We start from the raw sequence: 17096 nt of genomic DNA, 5'->3' as shown, positions 1-17096 counted from the left end.
GGATTTTTTCCTAATTATTGCTTCCGCGTATAATTGTACTATTCCGAGTGATTCCAAACAAAGTCAGCAATGGGTCTATCTGCCGACAAAACAGGATTGTCATTGGAATTGAGTAAAACCGATCGCATTTTTACATTCCCGACACCCAAACGCCTTTCGACGCGACTGGGAATGCCGTAACCGTAAATAATGTGTCCTTTCCCCGCCAACACCACAACTTGATAGTCGGGGTTTGCTTTGACAAATTGGGCTATTTTTTCCGCCATAGTTTCATCCCACAAAACTTGAGCTTGCAAGAATCTTTCAAAAGCCGTACTATTTCCCTGTCCTGCCTTTTGGTGTTGCTGGTAAACTTCTAGCAGCAGTTGCCGATATTCCGCGTTGTCGGTGCGAATTTCCGATATTGGCGGAATGTGCTTTTTTTCCTCCGCTGTGAGGCTTTCTAAACCTTGAGTGGCAACTTTTCTCGTTACTTCGGATGGTGTATTTAAGGCGAGGACAGGTAGTTGATTTTCTTTGGCAAACCGCAAAATGGGGGCGTAAGATTCCCAGGGAAAGCGCCATCTGCGATCGTACTCTGTTTGCTCGACTAATTGCTGTTCAGTCAGTTTACCTGCTAAGTAGTTGTCGATCGCACTTTGAAAGGGACGCTGAAACATTTCCATCGCGATCGCAATTTTCCGATTTTGCCGCTGCATTTCTCGGATAATCTTCAGTTGAGCTTGGTGGTCTTCCGCACTATCGTGGGTTTCTCCCAGATACACGACTTTTGCCTTCACCAACTGTTGCAGAATCTCTTGGTTAGTGTAAGTCTGCCCAGGTTGAGGGTTCGCCGTCGTTTGGGCTGTCACTGCACTGCTGCACAGCAGAAAGATACTCAGCGACAAGGCGCACAGTTTGATGAGTTTGGTTGTTTTCATACAAATATTATGCCGTTTCTCGCAGCCGCAAGCACAGCCGAACTCTACTATTTTACCTGAGCAGCTAGAAAGCTCAATGCTTAATTTAACTTCATCATTTTCCGCCGTTACTTCTAAAAATGTAAAGTTTAGTTGCAGGTACTTGCGCTTCTAGAATAAGGTGCTAAATTAATAATATGAAGCGAACAAAAAGCTTCTCTGACAGATACCACATCTAGATAGCACAGCGAAGTTCACAATAGAATCTAAGGAGTAAAAACGCTGTTTAATCTCACATCTGTCTCATTAAAAACCAATAGCAGCACCCACCAACAAAGCTGATACTTCCTCAACTAATGAGAGGGGAGCAATGCAACTGAATCCGAGGATTATTGCAACTCCACATCGAAGTTGAAAAAAGAGGAAATCACTCGGTACATATGGCTGGGTGCTGTTGTTGTTAAAATAGATTTTTGGTTTGTGATGTTTTTTTCAGTCAAGGCAGAGCCTCTAGATATGCGTTACCGGGCAGAACCTGGTAACGAGCAGACCAGGAGAAAAACTAGAAAATTACTCGAAAATTGTCTCGTCTTCCTTTCGCCACGCGGGATCGACGATACAAATAAATATTAGCGGCTTTGTGCCACAGTTGTAAATAAACTGCTTGGCGTTTGGCGGAATGTAAACTGCATCTCCGGCTTCCACGAATTGATTTTCCTCGTCGATGTGCATTTCTCCAACGCCACTGAGAATGTAGTAAACTTCAGAAGTTGTCAGGGAGTGCAGCGCAGAAGTTTGTCCCGGTGGCAAAGTGGCGTGGGCTAAACTGTAACGCAAATCCACAGCTTGTTTGTCTGGATGCAGCAATTCTCGCAGTTGAGTACCGTCGCCAGCAATAAACTCGTCGCAGGCATTTAGCTTTTGAATTAGCATTCTTTCGACACTCCTGAAAATCTCTTTACCACAACTTAAGTTTAATTGAAAGAGCCAGAGATGTTAAGAAATATGTAAAGTGGCGGCCGGATTTTTCAACCGTAAATTCCCGAATGCCCTCGATAATCAGGACAGTCGATCGCATCTTCAGATAAAGCTATGGTAGGCTGAACGGGACACTTGAGGTGGTAATCGCCGGTGAAAAATACGCAGTTAGCACAAGGGATTTGGTGCATCCGCTGAGCTCGGCGCAGGGAGTCGGCGACAGTACGCCCGATACTCGAAAATATCAAAAAAACTAAACCCCAGGCGGAGACAAAACACAGCGGGACTAAAACAGGCTGTATTGCCTTGAGCAAAAAGTAAAGCATAGCAATCAAATTTAGCGGTATAAGCCACACATACATTACAGTAGTGGAATTGCCGATCGATCGACCAAAAAGTTTAGAATCCTTTACAGCTCGATCGAGAAACCGGGGAATTATGGCATGATAAGGAACAGTCCTTAAATAAAATTAGAGGAAATCAGTTATGACTCTGCGATTAGGCGATACAGTTCCCAACTTTACCCAAGCTTCGTCTGAAGGCGAAATCAATTTCTACGACTGGGCTGGGGATAGCTGGGTCGTGTTGTTTTCCCACCCGAAAGACTATACTCCAGTGTGCACCACAGAACTCGGTGCAGTGGCCCGTCTCAAGTCGGAATTTGAAAAGCGGGGAGTCAAAACCATTGCCCTCAGCGTCGATGATGTGGATTCTCACATGGGCTGGATTAAAGATATTGAGGAAACTCAAAACGTCACCCTCAATTATCCGATTTTAGCAGATGGCGATCGTAAAGTTTCCGACATTTACGACATGATCCATCCCAACTCGCTAAACAACTTAACAATCCGCACAGTTTTTGTTATTGACCCGGAAAAGAAATTGCGTTTGAGCATTACTTATCCCGCGAGCACTGGTCGGAATTTTAATGAAATTTTGCGAGTAATTGATTCCTTGCAACTTACCGACAAATACAGCGTCGCGACTCCGGTTGATTGGAAAGACGGCGACGATTGCGTCATCGTACCTTCGATTACCGACCCGAAAGAGTTGGCAGAGAAATTTCCTAAAGGTTATACGCCGATTAAGCCTTATTTGCGGATGACTCCTCAGCCGAATAAATAGGTTTAACATTCCTGGACGCAGAACCTAATTATGTAAGGTGCCCACGGAGCACCTTACCTCTATAATTCGCACGTAATATCAAATCCGTTGACATCGGAATTATGCATCTCTCTCTTCTCTTTCTCTGTGTTCTCTGTGCCCTCTGTGGTTTAATCATTCCGATACAACCGGAATTGATCCCACACCAGCTTATAGTTAGGAATTGAGTCCTTAATCCTGATTTTCGAGCACTCAAGTGCTAACTACAAACAAAGAAATTGTGCAATCTTGTGTAAACACTTTAGATTGGAGGAAAGGCAAAATGCTGTCATCAACAATTGTGTTGCGAATACCGCCAAAATTGCAAATGACAGAAGACGAGTTTTTCGAGTTCTGTCAAATCAATAGTGAATTACGCATTGAACGCAACAAATCGGGAGAATTGCTAATTATGCCCCCTACTGGTGGAACAACAGGAAATCGCAGCGGTAGCGTCTTTGGAGAGTTGTATATTTGGGCTCGCCAAGATGGAACAGGTATGTGTTTTGACTCCAGTACGGGATTTAAGCTTTCAATGGGTGACAGGTCTCCAGATGCCTCGTGGATTAAACTGGAACGGTGGAATACTTTGTCACCAGAACAGCAAGATAAATTCCCACCTATTTGCCCGGATTTTGTAGTAGAACTGAGGTCGGCTTCTGACAATCTCAAGCCATTGCAAGAAAAAATGCAAGAATATATGAGAGAACCAGGAGTGCAGTTAGGCTGGTTAATTGACCGCAAAAATCGCAGAGTTTATATTTACCGTCCCGGTTTGCCCGAAGAATGTTTGGAGAATCCGGCTACAGTTAGCGGCGACCCCGTTTTGCCGGGATTCGTACTTAATATGAGCAAGATTTGGTAGAACTGGTAGCAATAAATATCAACTTCTTGTAAAAATTAATAATAGGATGCAAAAATCAAAAAAATATGGATATTAAAAACGGCTTTGTAGGCACAATAGGCAACACACCACTAATTCGCTTAAACAGCTTCAGCGATGAAACTGGCTGCGAAATTCTCGGCAAAGCAGAGTTTCTCAATCCCGGCGGTTCCGTTAAAGATAGGGCTGCTTTATACATCATCAAAGATGCAGAAGAAAAAGGCTTGCTGAAACCGGGCGGCACCGTTGTTGAAGGCACTGCGGGCAATACTGGCATCGGTTTGGCCCACATTTGCAACGCTAAAGGTTACAAATGTTTGATTGTGATTCCCGATAACCAATCTCAAGAAAAAATCGATGCTTTAAGAACCTTGGGCGCGGAAGTTCGGACTGTTCCCGCTGTTCCTTACAAAGACCCGAACAATTATGTCAAATTGTCGGGAAGATTGGCGGCAGAAATGGAGAATGCTGTCTGGGCAAATCAGTTTGACAATTTAGCCAATCGCCGAGCTCATTACGAGACAACTGGCCCGGAAATTTGGGAACAAACTGATGGGAAAATTGATGCTTGGGTAGCCGCAACGGGTACAGGCGGCACTTTTGCTGGGGTAGGAATGTTTTTGAAAGAAAAAAATCCTGCTGTGAGAATTGTCTTGGCAGACCCGATGGGCAGCGGGCTTTACAGTTATTTCAAAACTGGGGAAATTAAGACTGAAGGTAGTTCGATTACTGAGGGAATTGGCACCAGTCGCGTCACTGGAAATATGGAGAATGCCCCGGTAGACGACGCCATCCAAATTCACGATACTGAAGCTGTCCGGGTGATTTACCAACTGCTGAGGAAAGAAGGGCTGTTTATGGGCGGTTCTGTGGGGATTAATGTGGGGGCGGCGGTGGCTTTGGCGAAGCAAATGGGGCCTGGACATACGATTGTGACGGTACTCTGTGATGGCGGGGCTCGGTATCAGTCGCGTTTGTTCGATCGACAATGGTTGGCTTCCAAAGGTTTGTCACCAGATTAATTATAGGGTGCGTTGAAGTCTTAAGCTGTCCCGCATCTAAATTGTATTTTTCGGGCGGGCGGGACGCTAGGGCCCCTACTCCCCACGATAATTTGAGGAATTCAAAGCGATTGAATGCAATTCAAGTTTAATGAGTTGTGGGATGGGCTTCTAGCCCGTCCAAAGTTTTTAACGACTTTCCTACAATTTGGGCATATATGGCCACACATATTCCCATGATAAAAAAATAGCATATATTGAGCAGATTGTCAAGTGAAAAAACATGAAAATTATCCAATCTTCTAGGCAAGTTCTCGTTTGCCAAAACCGCACTTGTCGCAAGCAAAATTCAGCAAAGGTACTGGCAGCTTTTCAGAAATTGTCGCCCTCAGAAGTTGAAGTTGTTGCTAGCGGTTGTTTGGGACAGTGTGGCAACGGGCCGATGGTGTTGGTACTACCAGAAGAGGTTTGGTACAATGGGGTTTGCCCTGAAGAAGTTGCGGCAATAACTGAGCAACATTTGCGGGGAGGAAAGCCGGTAGAGAGGATGCTTTATCGCAAGTTTCACCGACTTTCTCATTAGTCGATCGCCCGCCTTTAAAATTCTTCCGCAAACAATCGGCGGAGAATTTCCGTGACTTCGGCGCAAAATCTGGCGTCGAGTTCGATGGCTAGGCGATCGACACTGGAACCGCCTACAGGTTTTTCAGCCCGCAAAGTCATGGCTAAAGTTCTGAGTTTTGCGGGATTTCCCGCCGCCTTCGGTCGCTCGTCAACAAACCGCACTAAAGCCACATAAACTGTTTCTAGGGTTCCCCGGATCGAGCTGAGTCCGTAACCCAATTTTGAGATAATTACTGGAGAAGTAATAAGGGTATCCATCCCCAAAGTTTTAATTGCTACGTCCACATATCGAGCGCTATCATGTCCCATTGCTCTGACAATGCTTTCTAAACTGTTCCACTGAGATCCTTTCATGCGCGATCGCTGTTCGATGTGGAAGTGCCATCCTAACATGGAAATTAGCCTGGTCAAATCATAAGCAGATACGGTATTACTTTGTTTGGTACTGTTTAATGCCGCACTTAGCAGCACTTGTTTTTTGGTGAGATCGAAGATTTTGGGGTTGTTGTGATAAGGATTTTCGCCGTAATCGCCGCGAAAAATTAGGTCATTATTGCCAGTAGCGCTCTTGAGCCATTGCTCTAATCCTATGCGAGTATCGAAGCGTTTGAACATCGCAGCTAAGGAGTTTGAACTTGCTATATTTGAGGCATAGCTAATCATATCTTTTGCTAAATCGTAAAAGTAAAAATCGTGTCTTAGCCCGTTGCCATCTCTAACAACGCAGTTGTCAATGTCGCAGTCTGGATATTTGGTATTTACTTGACTAACGATATTAAGGAGTGCGATAATTTTAGTAGCACTCCACTGTTCAGCTTTGGTAAGTGCGTTTTTTCCCAGCCACTGCGCCTGAATTTTGCCATCTACAAAAGTACCAATGCAAACGCAGGCTTCTTTGATGTCTGCGTGGAGGAAACTTAAAGCTTGAGAGTTAATTTGAGGTAGTTCTCCCAGGCTGGGAAACGGAGTAGGTTTGAGGGGATTATTGGGGCCTGGAATAGAGCTAATTACTTTTAAGCCGTCGGGTTTCTGTTTGAGATAATCGGGATAGTTTTTAATGTGTTGTTGGTAAGGGGATTTTTCAACGCCCCTGTCTAAAAAAGCTAGTTTGTTGATGTTAGCTTGGGCATCTATTTCCATTTGGAGGTAGTTTTTGTAGATGCGCGCTCGGTCTTTTGCGAGTTCGAGGGAGGTGAGGTTCATGATAATTGTTGGCAGCTTGTTACGAATAAGTAAATAACTATACTAGGATTTAGGCAAACAAACCGGGTTGCTATATAAAATTTTGGGTTAGGAAACGAAAATTAATGAAGAAACCGGGCATCAGACAGTAACTGCGTCCAGGAGTATATACCTAATTTCTGGCCCTGCAATCAAGCTTTTTTGCCGCGTACTTGAATGCGTTTGTCGGTTTTTTGTTTCTTAATCCAAGAGACAAATTTCTGGAGTTCAGGGTCATTTTTGAGCTTTTCCAGGGTGTTGAGCTCTTGGGCGAGGTGTTTGTTGTCAAATAGAGAGTGAATCTGGCGGTGACAGGCTGAGCAAATGTCGATTGTCGGGCTGGGATCTTCGTTTTTCCGCTTGGTGTTTTGTTTGGGGATGAGGTGATGGGCGGTTAATGCTTCCATTTGTCGATCGCACAATTCGCACTGCATAATTTTCTCAATGCTGCTGGATAGGAGAATTGCTACTTTTAGTTTAGCGCGATCGGCTTTGAGGAGGTGAATGATATCATGTGCGATCGATTAACCATAATATCCCGGTCGGGGCGGGTTTTTGAGATTGTCAATTATTGGCAGGTATTGTTGGCGAACCCGCCCCTACGAAAATCGCGGTCGCTCGACCGGACTTGATATGAAAGGCGATCGCACTCTCCAAACAATAAAAAACCCCCAATTGGGGGTCATACAAATCTCTTGTGGCAGAGGCCCAAAAGCCTCTGGGCTCACAAAATATACAGCAGCAAAAACAAAACAATCCAAATCACATCGACAAAGTGCCAGTAAATTTCAGTCGCTTCGATGCCGAAGTGGTGCTCGCTAGAATAGTGACCTTGGGTGCGCGATCGCCAAACTACCCCCGCCATCAGCAGCACTCCAAACGTAACGTGCAAGCCGTGAAAAGCAGTCAAAACGTAAAAGCAACTGGCATACAAATTAGTCGTCAAGCCAAACTCTAAATGAGTGTATTCGTAAACCTGACCTGCCAAGAAAACTGCGCCCATAGCAATAGTTACGAGCAACCAATTCCGCATTCCAGTGGCATCATTCTTTTTAATTGCAGTATCAGCATTGTGAATCACAAAACTGCTAGCAATCAAAATCACCGTATTAATTCCCGGCAGCAATAACTCTCGTCCAGGCGTACCTTCAGGAGGCCACACGGGAGCCATCGCCCGATAAATCAAATACGCGGCAAACATACCGAAAAATATCATGCCTTCAGCGCACAGGAACACAATTACGCCTAACATTCTGTGGTCGGGATGCTCGACGCCGTGTGCTTCTACTTCGCCCTCGTGGTGGTAATTTAGGGCTGTTTTTGTCGGATCGATCGCTGGAATTTGCATAAGAAATTGGTAATGAAGAAGTCAGTTGTCAGTTGTCCGTGGGCATTAGTCATCAGTCAACAGTCAACAGTCAACAATGCCCAATGACTGATGACTGATGAATGATGACTGATGACTAATAACTATTCGCCATCTTGACTTTCATCAGCAGGAGAATCAACATCTCTCTCTGATTCAGGAGCGACCAAAGTGGCAGTACCGCCAAAGAAAGTTGAAGCTTGAGCCTCCGCAATAGGAATACCTGTTTTCTGGGCATTGCGGGTAGCATTTTCCCTCAGCTTGAGCCTGAGACGTTCCCCTGTATGCTGAATTTTTTCCATGCCGTAATCGTAAGGGCCCGTTGCCAATACCGGCACTCCTTCAAAATTTTCGATCGGGGGTGGCGAAGTCGTCATCCATTCCAAACTCAAAGCTTGCCAAGGATTGTCACCTGCTTTCGGGCCGTACATCCAGCTCCAAATCACATTAATGATAAACGGGATTGTAGACACTGCCAGCATATAAGCACCGACAGTACAAATGACATTAATTGTGGTAAATTTCGGGTCGTACATTGCCACCCGCCGGGGCATTCCTTGCATCCCCAAAGCGTGCATCGGCAGGAAAGTTACAGTAAAGCCCACATAGGTTAAAACAAAGTGAACTCTACCCCAAAATTCATTAATCATCCGCCCCGTCATTTTGGGGAACCAGTGGTAAAAAGCAGCGTAAATTCCAAACACTGAGCCGCCAAACAGCACGTAGTGTAGGTGAGCGACGACAAAATAAGTGTCGTGAACGTGAATGTCAAAAGGTACGGAAGCTACCATGATCCCGGTGATGCCGCCGAGGACAAATGTTGAGATAAAACCCATCCCAAATAGCATCGCGCTGACAAGCCGGAGTTTGCCTCCCCAAATAGTTGCCAACCAGCTAAATATTTTAATCCCAGTTGGTACGGCGATGATCATAGTGGTGATCATAAAAAACATCCGCAGCCAGCCGGGGGTGCCGCTGGTAAACATATGGTGCGCCCACACGATCAACCCTAAAAAGCTGATTGCGAGACTCGAATAGGCGATCGCCAAATAACCAAAAATTGGCTTGCGCGAATGCACCGGCAAAACTTCTGAAATCACCCCAAAAAAGGGCATAATCATAATGTAAACTGCCGGGTGCGAATAAAACCAGAATAAATGCTGGTAGACGATGGGATCGCCGTTGCCGGTCGGGTTAAAAAATGCCGTCCCTGCTAACAAGTCAAACGACAGCAAAATCAAAGCTGCTGCTAAGACTGGAGTAGCAATCAAAGTCAGCGCTGAAGTCGCAATCATCGCCCAGCAAAACAAAGGCATATCATTGAGACCCATGCTCGGAACGCGCATGGTAAAGATGGTAACGGCAAAATTCACCGCCCCCAAAATCGAAGAAGTTCCCAGAATCAAAACGCTGAGAATCCAAATTTCTTCCCCCGCTTGAGCAGTAACTAAGCTCAAAGGCGGATAGGAAGTCCAACCCGCCTGTGGAGCTCCTACCAAAAAACTGCTCAACAGCAAAATGCCACCTACGGGAATCATCCAAAAGGCAACGGCATTTAGCCGGGGAAATGCCATGTCTTTGGCCCCAATCATTAAGGGGATCAAAAAGTTAGCAAATCCGGCTCCGGCGGGTACGATCCACAGGAAGATCATCACCGTCGCGTGAACAGTAAATAAACTGTTATAGAGTTCGGGGGTGACAAAATCGGCGTCGGGGGTGGCGAGTTCTGTTCGCACCAAAGTTGCCATCACGCCGCCGATTAGATAGAAAATAAATGTTGTGACTAGGTATTGAATACCGATGACTTTGTGGTCGGTATTAAAAGTGAAGTAGTCGCGCCAATGTCTATCGGCGGGCGCTGTTCCGCGAGCCTCAGTGTTTGCACTTTCTTGGAACTGTGCTTGTGTCATAGTTATTAGTCATTAGTTATTAGTCATTAGTTATTAGCTCTGGGTCAAACACCCAGTGCCAGGAACTAATGACTATTTTTAGTGATGAGTTGGGTGAAGTTGTTCTAGGGTTTCGGAATTAATTTTTATTTCCCTGACGTAGGGAGCCAAAAATTCACCGTCTGACAATTCCCCTGGATTGACTGCAACTGCTTGCTCTAAGTTTTGACTGCTAGCAACTTGCTGTTCTTGCAGCCAACTGTCGAATTCTTCGGGCGTGTGAACGACTGCTACAGCTTTCATCGCTCCGTGATAAGCGCCGCACAATTCAGCACAAACCACCCGGTATTCGCCGGTTTTAGTTGGTGTAAATCTCAGTTCGCTCGGCCGCCCAGGAATTGCATCTTGTTTGAGGCGAAATTCTGGCAGCCAAAATGCGTGCAGCACGTCTTGAGCTGCGATATTTAGCTGTACGTCGCGGTTGGCTGGCATATGCAGTTCGCCGGAACTAACGCCGCTTTCTGGATAGCTAAAAATCCAGGCGTACTGCAAACCAGTGACATTTACAACTAAATCTGCTGGTTTGTCTTCATTTTCTGGGGAAGCGCCTACGCCTAAAGCAACAAGTTTTCTAGACGGAATTTGAGGGGCGTTTTGGGGTGTATCTGAGAGTGTGGCTGCGATCGCACTTCCCCGCATTTTAGAGTGCGCTTGCATGGTGCCGTGGTCATGATTGCCCATCGGATCGAGGCCTCCCATTGAGTTGTAAATCTCAAAACTGTAGACTCCGATTCCTAAAATAATCACCGCTGGCACGGCTGTCCAAAGAATTTCTAAGGGAAAGTTGTCATGCCAAGGCGGCCCGTCTGTGTTGTCTCCTTGACGGCGGCGATATTTAATTGCAGCAACGATGAGAATTCCCTGGACCATGATAAATAGTCCAGTGGAAATGGTCATCATTGTATTGAATAGTCCGTCTATCTGGGATGCTTCGTCAGAGGCGGCGAGCGGCATCAAACCGTGATTCTGCCCGTACCAGAGACTGATCAGAGTCACTCCGATGCCGGCGAGCATGGTGAGGATGGAACTTGGAATGTTCACGCTGGTACTTCTTAATAGCGACACTTCTTCGCTTGAAAAATGAAGGAAGCGCCTCTGGGTTATCAATTTTTAATTGTAAATGGTATTTTTAGTAAAATGTCTCTCTTAAGGGTTACTTAAGGCTTAGAATTTTTGACCGATCGCCTGCGCGCCTCAAAAATACGTCTTTTGTACCTTGACAAAACTCAGTAAAAATGGTATAGAATCGCTCTATTTGGCTGCTAAATTTGAGATTTTTTCTCAAACACCATCAAATGCTGCTGGGGTAACATATCTTTTGTCTCTTTCCATACTAAACCGACGGCGGCCATTTCTTTTTTCACCTGCTTCTGCGTCATTTTGTGCAAACCTTTAATGGGAATCAGCGGGTTTTCGCCCCGATACTCGATCGATACTGTGCGGCCTCCCGGTTTGAGTGCTTTCACAATTCCTTGCATCATTTCTCTGGGATATGCAAATTCGTGATAAGCATCGACCATCAAAACTAAATCTACGCTGTTTTCTGGCAAATTCGGATTGTCGATACTGCCCAAAACTGGCTCAACGTTAGCGATATTTTTTTCTTGTTTATTCAATTCCAGAAAATTAATCATTTCCGGCTGCACGTCAACTGCTAAAACCTTTCCTTCTGGAACTAAGGGAGCGATGCGAAAGCTAAAATATCCCGTTCCGGCTCCAATGTCTGCTACAATATCGGTTGGTTTTAAATCGAGATTGTTGACTAATCGAGCTGATTTTTCTTCCATGCCGCGAGACGGTCTTTCTAGCCAACTAGCGCCTTGATATCCCATGACTTGGGCAATTTCTCGACCCATGTAAAATTTGCCGATTCCGTCGGGATTGTGGACGGTTCGCTGCTGATAAATGGAGTCGCTGTTGGCGGTTTTACTTGCTGCTGCACAGGCGTTGAGCGGCAACAGGCACATTATTGCTAAGATAATTGCTGCTAGCGGTTTAATGAATTGTCGGTTTTTCACGATCGTCCTAATTGTATGTTTAATTTTTTCATTACCAGGCTCTGCGCGGTCATGCAGAACTGGAGGAAGAGCCGAGCGAATATCGAGAATAATTTAAGATTTAGCTGACAGCAGATTCTAACAATTTAATTGTACCAGAGTCAGCGTCGATTTCGACTTCTTGGCCGATCGGCAAAGTGAACTGCTCCCGGATGTGTCCCACCATAGAACCATACCACGCGGGAATCTTCAAAGGCCGAATGTGGTCGGACAAGACTTGAGGCAAGGTTAGGGACTCTTGGGGTTTTTCAGCTTCGCACTTGGTACACTGTCCGAAAATAAAACCTGATATTTTATCAAGAATGCCCGCTAATTTAAGCTGCGTCAACATTCTATCGATGCGATAAACTTCTTCGCCAACTTCTTCAACAAACAAAATACTGTTTTCCCAGGTAGGTAAATATGCAGAACCCACCATTGCTGCTATTACTGATAAATTTCCACCGATTAGTTTTCCCCTAGCTGTTCCGCGCCCGATTGTTTGAACTTGCACGCTTGGGGAGTTTTGCATGGTTATAGAGCCGCCCTCAAACAAAACTTTTTTGACGTAATTTACTGTCAATGGACTCCAAGTTGACACACCTAAAGGGCCGTGAAAAGTAACTATATTAGTTTTAGCATAAATCGCCAATAACAGCGCCGTAATATCACTAAATCCCATAATAATTTTGGGATTGTTGCGGATAATATTGTAATCTAGGAGTGGCAATATCCGACCGCAGCCCCAGCCGCCCATCCCGGTAAAAATAGCTCGCACTGAGTCGTCGGCAAAGGCTGCGTTGACATCGGCGGCGCGATCGGCATCCTTGCCGGCTAAATAGCCGTAGCGATCGTAAAAATGCTCTCCCAATTTAACTTTTAAACCCAGGTTATCCAGAACTTTAAAAAATGGCTGCACTTCTTTTTCGTAGTTGAAAGCGGCAGGATTGATTAAGGCTACAGTATCGCCGACTTGCAGGCGGCGCGGATTAGCGATCGCAGTTTTGGGAGATAGGCTAGTTTGGGCGAGTGGCAAAAGCTGAGTACCAATAGCAGTCAGCCCAAAAGTTCTGATCAGAGCACGGCGGCGGAGAGTCATAAGTGTTATACCCTTGTTCGATTAAGTGAGGTACAGGTTGAGATTTTAGATTTTAGATTTTAGATTTTAGATTGGGGGATTGAGCAATTGTTAATTCATTGATGAATGGCTCACGCGAGAACTGTTATAGATGGTTTTTGCTATAATTGTATAGCAAAATATCTGTCAGATCAGTTTAAAATTGCGAGTTTCCAATGAAAACAGACACTAAAATCTCAGCTAAAAAATCTTGGGCTCAAGCTTTAGCCCGTCCTGCTGCGGAGTTTCCGCTGACTCAGCTATCGGTTAAAACTGGTAAAATTCCCGACGGATTGCGCGGCACTCTCTACCGCAACGGGCCCGGACGTTTGGAACGTGGCGGTGTTGCTGCGGGACACTGGTTTGATGGCGACGGTGCAATTTTGGCTGTACATTTTACCGATGTCGGTGCTACGGCTGTTTATCGCTACGTGAAAACAGCGGGATATCTAGCTGAAGAAAAAGCTGATAAATTTCTCTACAGTAATTATGGCATGACAGCACCGGGCCCTGTGTGGTTGCGGTGGACTAAAACTGTTAAAAATGCTGCCAATACTTCTGTTTTAGCTTTGCCCGATCGCCTTTTGGCATTGTGGGAAGGTGGCCCGCCTCACCGCCTCGATTTGCAAACCCTGGAAACTCAGGGAACGGACGATTTAGGCAGTTTAGATAGTAAATTTGTTTATTCTGCTCACTGCAAGCGCGACCCGATTACTGGCAATATTTTCAACTTTGGAGTTACCAACGGTGCGACTACAAAGTTGAATCTGTATAAAAGCGATTTTACTGGCCAAGTCGTGCAACAATCAACAGTTGCTTTAGATGGAATTTACGCGCTCCACGATTTTGTTTTGGCGGGTAAATATCTGATATTTTTTATCCCGCCGGTGCAAGTCAATTTTTTGCCATTGTTAACGGGAATTAGCAGTTATAGCGAGTCCTTTCAGTGGAAACCGGAGTTAGGTACTCAGATATTAATTTTTGACTCAGAAACTCTCTCTTTAGTTAGTCGCGGCGAAACTGAACCTTGGTTTCAGTGGCATTTTGCTAACGGTTTTGTCAAGGAAGATGGTTCCGTGGCTGTAGATTTTGTGCGCTTCGCTGACTTTCAAACTAATCAGCGACTGAAAGAAGTACCGACTGGTGAAACTAGCACGGATGCGGAGGGTACTCTTTGCCGAGTGCATCTCAATCCTCTGACGGCGAAAGTGACAGGAATAGAAGAATTGTTGGATAAACCTTGTGAGTTTCCGATCGTACCTGCTGCCGAAATAGGGCAAGACTCACGATATATTTATCTGGCAATGTATCGCCCTGACGTTGATATTGTACCGGAACGTTTCGGTGCGATCGCCCGTTTCGACACGCAAAGCCGCAATCTCACAATTGCCGACTGTGGCGAAAATCGCTATCCCGCAGAGCCCATCTACGTTCCAGATATTTCCTCGGAGAAAGGTTGGATAGTAACAGTTGTTTACGACGGCAATTCTGACAGCAGCGAAGTCTGGATATTTGACAGCGAAGGGCTTGATCGCGAACCTGTTTGCAAGCTAGAACTGCCCGGTGTCATACCTTTGGGCTTTCACGGCACTTGGAAATCGGCAGTCTGAGAAAATTGTAAAGAAGTGTTGCGGAAGATTTATTAAAAATTGTTGCCGCTTCTCTGTCAAGTTGTTAAGGTGTGTGTAGATAGGAAATTCTCATATCTAGGAGGTGTGGAATTGATAATCTGCATTGCTCAATTATCCTGTGCCAATTCGCACGAATCCCCGGCGATTGTAAGTCGCCGCTGCACAGGATTTCGTCTGCCTCTGCGGACTAAAAAAAGAGGGGTAATTAAGCCCTGGCGAATAACTAATCCCGGCGAATATTCCCGGCGAATGAATTCGCGGCTACACAGGCAAAGTCCGCCTCTGCAGACTGAAGGAAACCAATACCTGGCGAATAAATTCGCGGCTACACAGGCAAAGTCCGCCTCTGCAGACTGAAGAAAAAGCGGTAATAAAGCCCGCTTTGACATGATTATCGACTAGGTTTGCCCATCTCAGCTTTGTCTGCTGGCATGAGGTTAAAAGACCAGATAATTAACTGATTTCTGGCAAACCAAAAGTTTAGTTCAGCTCACGCGCACGTTAGCGATTCAAAAGTTTTTAGTTTTGAGTTAACCCCACAAGTAAATGAGGTCTATCGAAACAAGATAGCCTTTTCAACAATTATGAATTATGAGTTGTTACCGCCAAAACATTCAACTCATAACTAATAATTCACAACTCACAACTCATAACTCCGTGCCGCGGTGAGCATCTACCAAAAGGTTTAATCTATGCAACTTCAAGGAAAAACAGCTCTTGTTACAGGGGCTTCGCGCGGAATTGGGCGATCGATCGCCCTGGAATTAGCGAGACAAGGAGTCAAACGTTTGTTGATTGTGGCGCGCAACCGCCGGCAATTAATTGAACTGGCAGAGGAAATCGATGTTTTGGGCACAGAAGTAGTGCCGTTAGCTTTGGATTTAACTCAGTCAGTAGCGGTGAATATTGCGATCGCCCAAGCTTGGCGAGATAGCGGCCCCATTCACCTGCTAGTCAACTGTGCAGGCGTCGCCCACCAAGCATCTTTCTTGCGTTCCCCGCTGCCGTTAATCGAGGAAGAAATCGCCTTAAACTTGCTCGGAACCTACACAATTACCCGCTTGATAGCTCGGCGAATGGCGACTCAAAAAGAGGGAACAATCGTCAATGTTTCGAGCTTGATGGGCAAAATTGCCGCTCCGACAATGGCGACTTATTCTGCTACGAAATTTGCCATATTGGGATTCACCCAAGCTTTGCGGAGCGAGTTAACTCAGTACAATGTTCGAGTCACAGCTTTGCTGCCATCTCTAACAGATACCGACATGGTGCGAGACTTGGAGCAATTCCGCTGGGTAGTGCCCACAACTCCCGAAAAAGTTGCCCTAGCACTTGTCGCGGGATTGCAGAAAGATGCGCCAGAAATCTTGGTAGGATGGCAAAGTCATCTAGCAGTTTGGTGTCACCGAATTGCGCCTTGGTTGCTGGATTTTGTGTTGCGGATGGCGACTCCCGAACTTCGGGATAAATCGCGGGACCGCAAATTGCGGGAGGCTTTGGCTAGCGGGCGATAAACCCTTTTCTGGGCGGGCAAGATGCCCAACACACAAGAAAACTCATTCTTTGTGGAATGGGCATCTTGCCCGTTCCGGGCTCTTCGGCCCATTGGTGTCAACTTAAGCTGTCAGCCCGCCCAGCCGGTAGTCCGCCCGCCCACCCGGTAGTCCGCCAGGGATTGAAATCCCTGTCTCATAGCGAAAGTCCTCGCTATGAGGACTGGGAAAAAGAATTTTTGACGTTGCTGATTCACGCCGCCCACCCAATAGTCCGCTAATCCGCCAGGGATTTAAATCCCTGTCTCATAGCGAAAGTCCTCTGAAAGAGGACTGGGAAAAAGAATTTTTGACGTTGCTGATTCACGCCGCCCACCCGTTAGTCCGCCAATCCGCCAGGGGTTGAAACCCCTGTCTCATAGTGAAAGTCCTCGCTATGAGGACTGGGAAGAAGAATTTTTGACGTTGCTGATTCGCGGTAGGAATCAACTTTTTGCTTGATGTTACAAAACTGACCATACTGGTTTTATAGCAATTGGGAAATCTGAATTCCTACCTGTATTTAGCAACGCCCAGCAACGCCGAATTTTTAAACTCATTAGTCCTCTTCAGAGGACTTTAGCTATTAGACAGGGAATTCATTCCCTGTCGGATTGTCGGACTATCGGACTATCGGACTATCGGATTGTCGGACTATCGGATTGTCGGACTATCGGACTATCGGACTATCGGACTATCGGATTGTCGGACTATCG

16 protein-coding genes are annotated in these 17096 nt (G+C 45.8%); 6 read left to right on the top strand and 10 right to left on the bottom strand.

Annotated elements, in window-relative coordinates; all coding sequences use genetic code 11:
* Positions 1-38: 38 nt before the first annotated feature.
* The 3 genes from QUB39_RS07995 to QUB39_RS07985 form a co-directional block, all read right to left on the bottom strand.
* Complete coding sequence (locus QUB39_RS07995; RefSeq protein ID WP_333055520.1) at positions 39-920, bottom strand: ChaN family lipoprotein; 882 nt, start codon at positions 918-920, stop codon at positions 39-41.
* 549 nt (positions 921-1469) lie between these two features.
* Positions 1470-1832: a cupin domain-containing protein gene (locus tag QUB39_RS07990; RefSeq protein WP_333055521.1), complete on the bottom strand. Its 363-nt coding sequence runs from the start codon at positions 1830-1832 to the stop codon at positions 1470-1472.
* Between the two features lie 95 nt (positions 1833-1927).
* A complete protein-coding gene (locus tag QUB39_RS07985) occupies positions 1928-2203 on the bottom strand; it encodes a hypothetical protein (RefSeq protein ID WP_333055589.1) in 276 nt (91 codons plus the stop codon).
* A gap of 160 nt (positions 2204-2363) precedes the next feature.
* Here QUB39_RS07985 and QUB39_RS07980 point away from each other — a divergent pair, with 160 nt between their 5' ends.
* From QUB39_RS07980 to QUB39_RS07965, 4 genes are all read left to right on the top strand, one after another.
* Positions 2364-3002 (top strand): peroxiredoxin, encoded by a 639-nt coding sequence (locus QUB39_RS07980; RefSeq protein WP_333055522.1) that lies wholly within the window; start codon positions 2364-2366, stop codon positions 3000-3002.
* Positions 3003-3303: 301 nt separating this feature from the next.
* On the top strand, positions 3304-3885 hold the full coding sequence (locus QUB39_RS07975; RefSeq protein ID WP_333206102.1) for a Uma2 family endonuclease: 582 nt from the start codon (positions 3304-3306) through the stop codon (positions 3883-3885).
* Positions 3886-3950: 65 nt separating this feature from the next.
* Positions 3951-4925: a cysteine synthase A gene (locus tag QUB39_RS07970; RefSeq protein ID WP_333055524.1), complete on the top strand. Its 975-nt coding sequence runs from the start codon at positions 3951-3953 to the stop codon at positions 4923-4925.
* Positions 4926-5187: 262 nt separating this feature from the next.
* Positions 5188-5487: a (2Fe-2S) ferredoxin domain-containing protein gene (locus tag QUB39_RS07965; protein ID WP_333208076.1), complete on the top strand. Its 300-nt coding sequence runs from the start codon at positions 5188-5190 to the stop codon at positions 5485-5487.
* A gap of 14 nt (positions 5488-5501) precedes the next feature.
* On the opposite strand, the gene QUB39_RS07960 is transcribed toward QUB39_RS07965, so the two are convergent.
* The 7 genes from QUB39_RS07960 to QUB39_RS07930 form a co-directional block, all read right to left on the bottom strand.
* Entirely contained in the window at positions 5502-6731 is a 1230-nt protein-coding gene (locus QUB39_RS07960) for a hypothetical protein (protein WP_333208074.1), read from the bottom strand.
* Positions 6732-6901: 170 nt separating this feature from the next.
* Positions 6902-7183 carry an HNH endonuclease gene (locus QUB39_RS07955; protein WP_333175565.1) on the bottom strand — a complete coding sequence of 94 codons (282 nt, stop codon included), beginning with the start codon at positions 7181-7183 and terminating at the stop codon, positions 6902-6904.
* 290 nt (positions 7184-7473) lie between these two features.
* Positions 7474-8097 (bottom strand): heme-copper oxidase subunit III, encoded by a 624-nt coding sequence (locus tag QUB39_RS07950; RefSeq protein WP_333151381.1) that lies wholly within the window; start codon positions 8095-8097, stop codon positions 7474-7476.
* A gap of 122 nt (positions 8098-8219) precedes the next feature.
* The gene (gene ctaD, locus QUB39_RS07945; protein ID WP_333208072.1) at positions 8220-10025 is read right to left on the bottom strand and encodes a cytochrome c oxidase subunit I; all 1806 of its coding nucleotides are present in this window, start codon (positions 10023-10025) and stop codon (positions 8220-8222) included.
* 78 nt (positions 10026-10103) lie between these two features.
* Positions 10104-11105 (bottom strand): cytochrome c oxidase subunit II, encoded by a 1002-nt coding sequence (locus QUB39_RS07940; RefSeq protein WP_333208071.1) that lies wholly within the window; start codon positions 11103-11105, stop codon positions 10104-10106.
* Between the two features lie 221 nt (positions 11106-11326).
* Entirely contained in the window at positions 11327-12085 is a 759-nt protein-coding gene (locus QUB39_RS07935) for a class I SAM-dependent methyltransferase (protein ID WP_333208183.1), read from the bottom strand.
* 97 nt (positions 12086-12182) lie between these two features.
* On the bottom strand, positions 12183-13199 hold the full coding sequence (locus QUB39_RS07930) for an LD-carboxypeptidase (RefSeq protein ID WP_333208069.1): 1017 nt from the start codon (positions 13197-13199) through the stop codon (positions 12183-12185).
* A 194-nt stretch (positions 13200-13393) separates the two neighbouring features.
* On the opposite strand from QUB39_RS07930, the gene QUB39_RS07925 reads away from it, so the two are divergent.
* Positions 13394-14827: a carotenoid oxygenase family protein gene (locus tag QUB39_RS07925; RefSeq protein WP_333208067.1), complete on the top strand. Its 1434-nt coding sequence runs from the start codon at positions 13394-13396 to the stop codon at positions 14825-14827.
* 713 nt (positions 14828-15540) lie between these two features.
* The gene (locus QUB39_RS07920) at positions 15541-16362 is read left to right on the top strand and encodes an SDR family NAD(P)-dependent oxidoreductase (RefSeq protein WP_333208065.1); all 822 of its coding nucleotides are present in this window, start codon (positions 15541-15543) and stop codon (positions 16360-16362) included.
* Positions 16363-17096 lie beyond the last annotated feature (734 nt).

It is taken from the genome of Microcoleus sp. AT8-B5 (genome assembly GCF_036705565.1).
Classification (GTDB): domain Bacteria; phylum Cyanobacteriota; class Cyanobacteriia; order Cyanobacteriales; family Microcoleaceae; genus Microcoleus.
This window is presented reverse-complemented; position numbering and strand designations above follow the sequence as displayed.

Coding starts and splice junctions, on each gene's coding strand:
- QUB39_RS07930 (WP_333208069.1), bottom strand. CDS start 13,199: ATGACTCTCCGCCGCCGTGCTCTGATCAGAACTTTTGGGCTGACTGCT.
- QUB39_RS07965 (WP_333208076.1), top strand. CDS start 5,188: ATGAAAATTATCCAATCTTCTAGGCAAGTTCTCGTTTGCCAAAACCGC.
- QUB39_RS07950 (WP_333151381.1), bottom strand. CDS start 8,097: ATGCAAATTCCAGCGATCGATCCGACAAAAACAGCCCTAAATTACCAC.
- QUB39_RS07975 (WP_333206102.1), top strand. CDS start 3,304: ATGCTGTCATCAACAATTGTGTTGCGAATACCGCCAAAATTGCAAATG.
- QUB39_RS07995 (WP_333055520.1), bottom strand. CDS start 920: ATGAAAACAACCAAACTCATCAAACTGTGCGCCTTGTCGCTGAGTATC.
- QUB39_RS07990 (WP_333055521.1), bottom strand. CDS start 1,832: ATGCTAATTCAAAAGCTAAATGCCTGCGACGAGTTTATTGCTGGCGAC.
- QUB39_RS07920 (WP_333208065.1), top strand. CDS start 15,541: ATGCAACTTCAAGGAAAAACAGCTCTTGTTACAGGGGCTTCGCGCGGA.
- QUB39_RS07960 (WP_333208074.1), bottom strand. CDS start 6,731: ATGAACCTCACCTCCCTCGAACTCGCAAAAGACCGAGCGCGCATCTAC.
- ctaD (WP_333208072.1), bottom strand. CDS start 10,025: ATGACACAAGCACAGTTCCAAGAAAGTGCAAACACTGAGGCTCGCGGA.
- QUB39_RS07980 (WP_333055522.1), top strand. CDS start 2,364: ATGACTCTGCGATTAGGCGATACAGTTCCCAACTTTACCCAAGCTTCG.
- QUB39_RS07925 (WP_333208067.1), top strand. CDS start 13,394: ATGAAAACAGACACTAAAATCTCAGCTAAAAAATCTTGGGCTCAAGCT.
- QUB39_RS07985 (WP_333055589.1), bottom strand. CDS start 2,203: ATGCTTTACTTTTTGCTCAAGGCAATACAGCCTGTTTTAGTCCCGCTG.
- QUB39_RS07955 (WP_333175565.1), bottom strand. CDS start 7,183: ATGCAGTGCGAATTGTGCGATCGACAAATGGAAGCATTAACCGCCCAT.
- QUB39_RS07970 (WP_333055524.1), top strand. CDS start 3,951: ATGGATATTAAAAACGGCTTTGTAGGCACAATAGGCAACACACCACTA.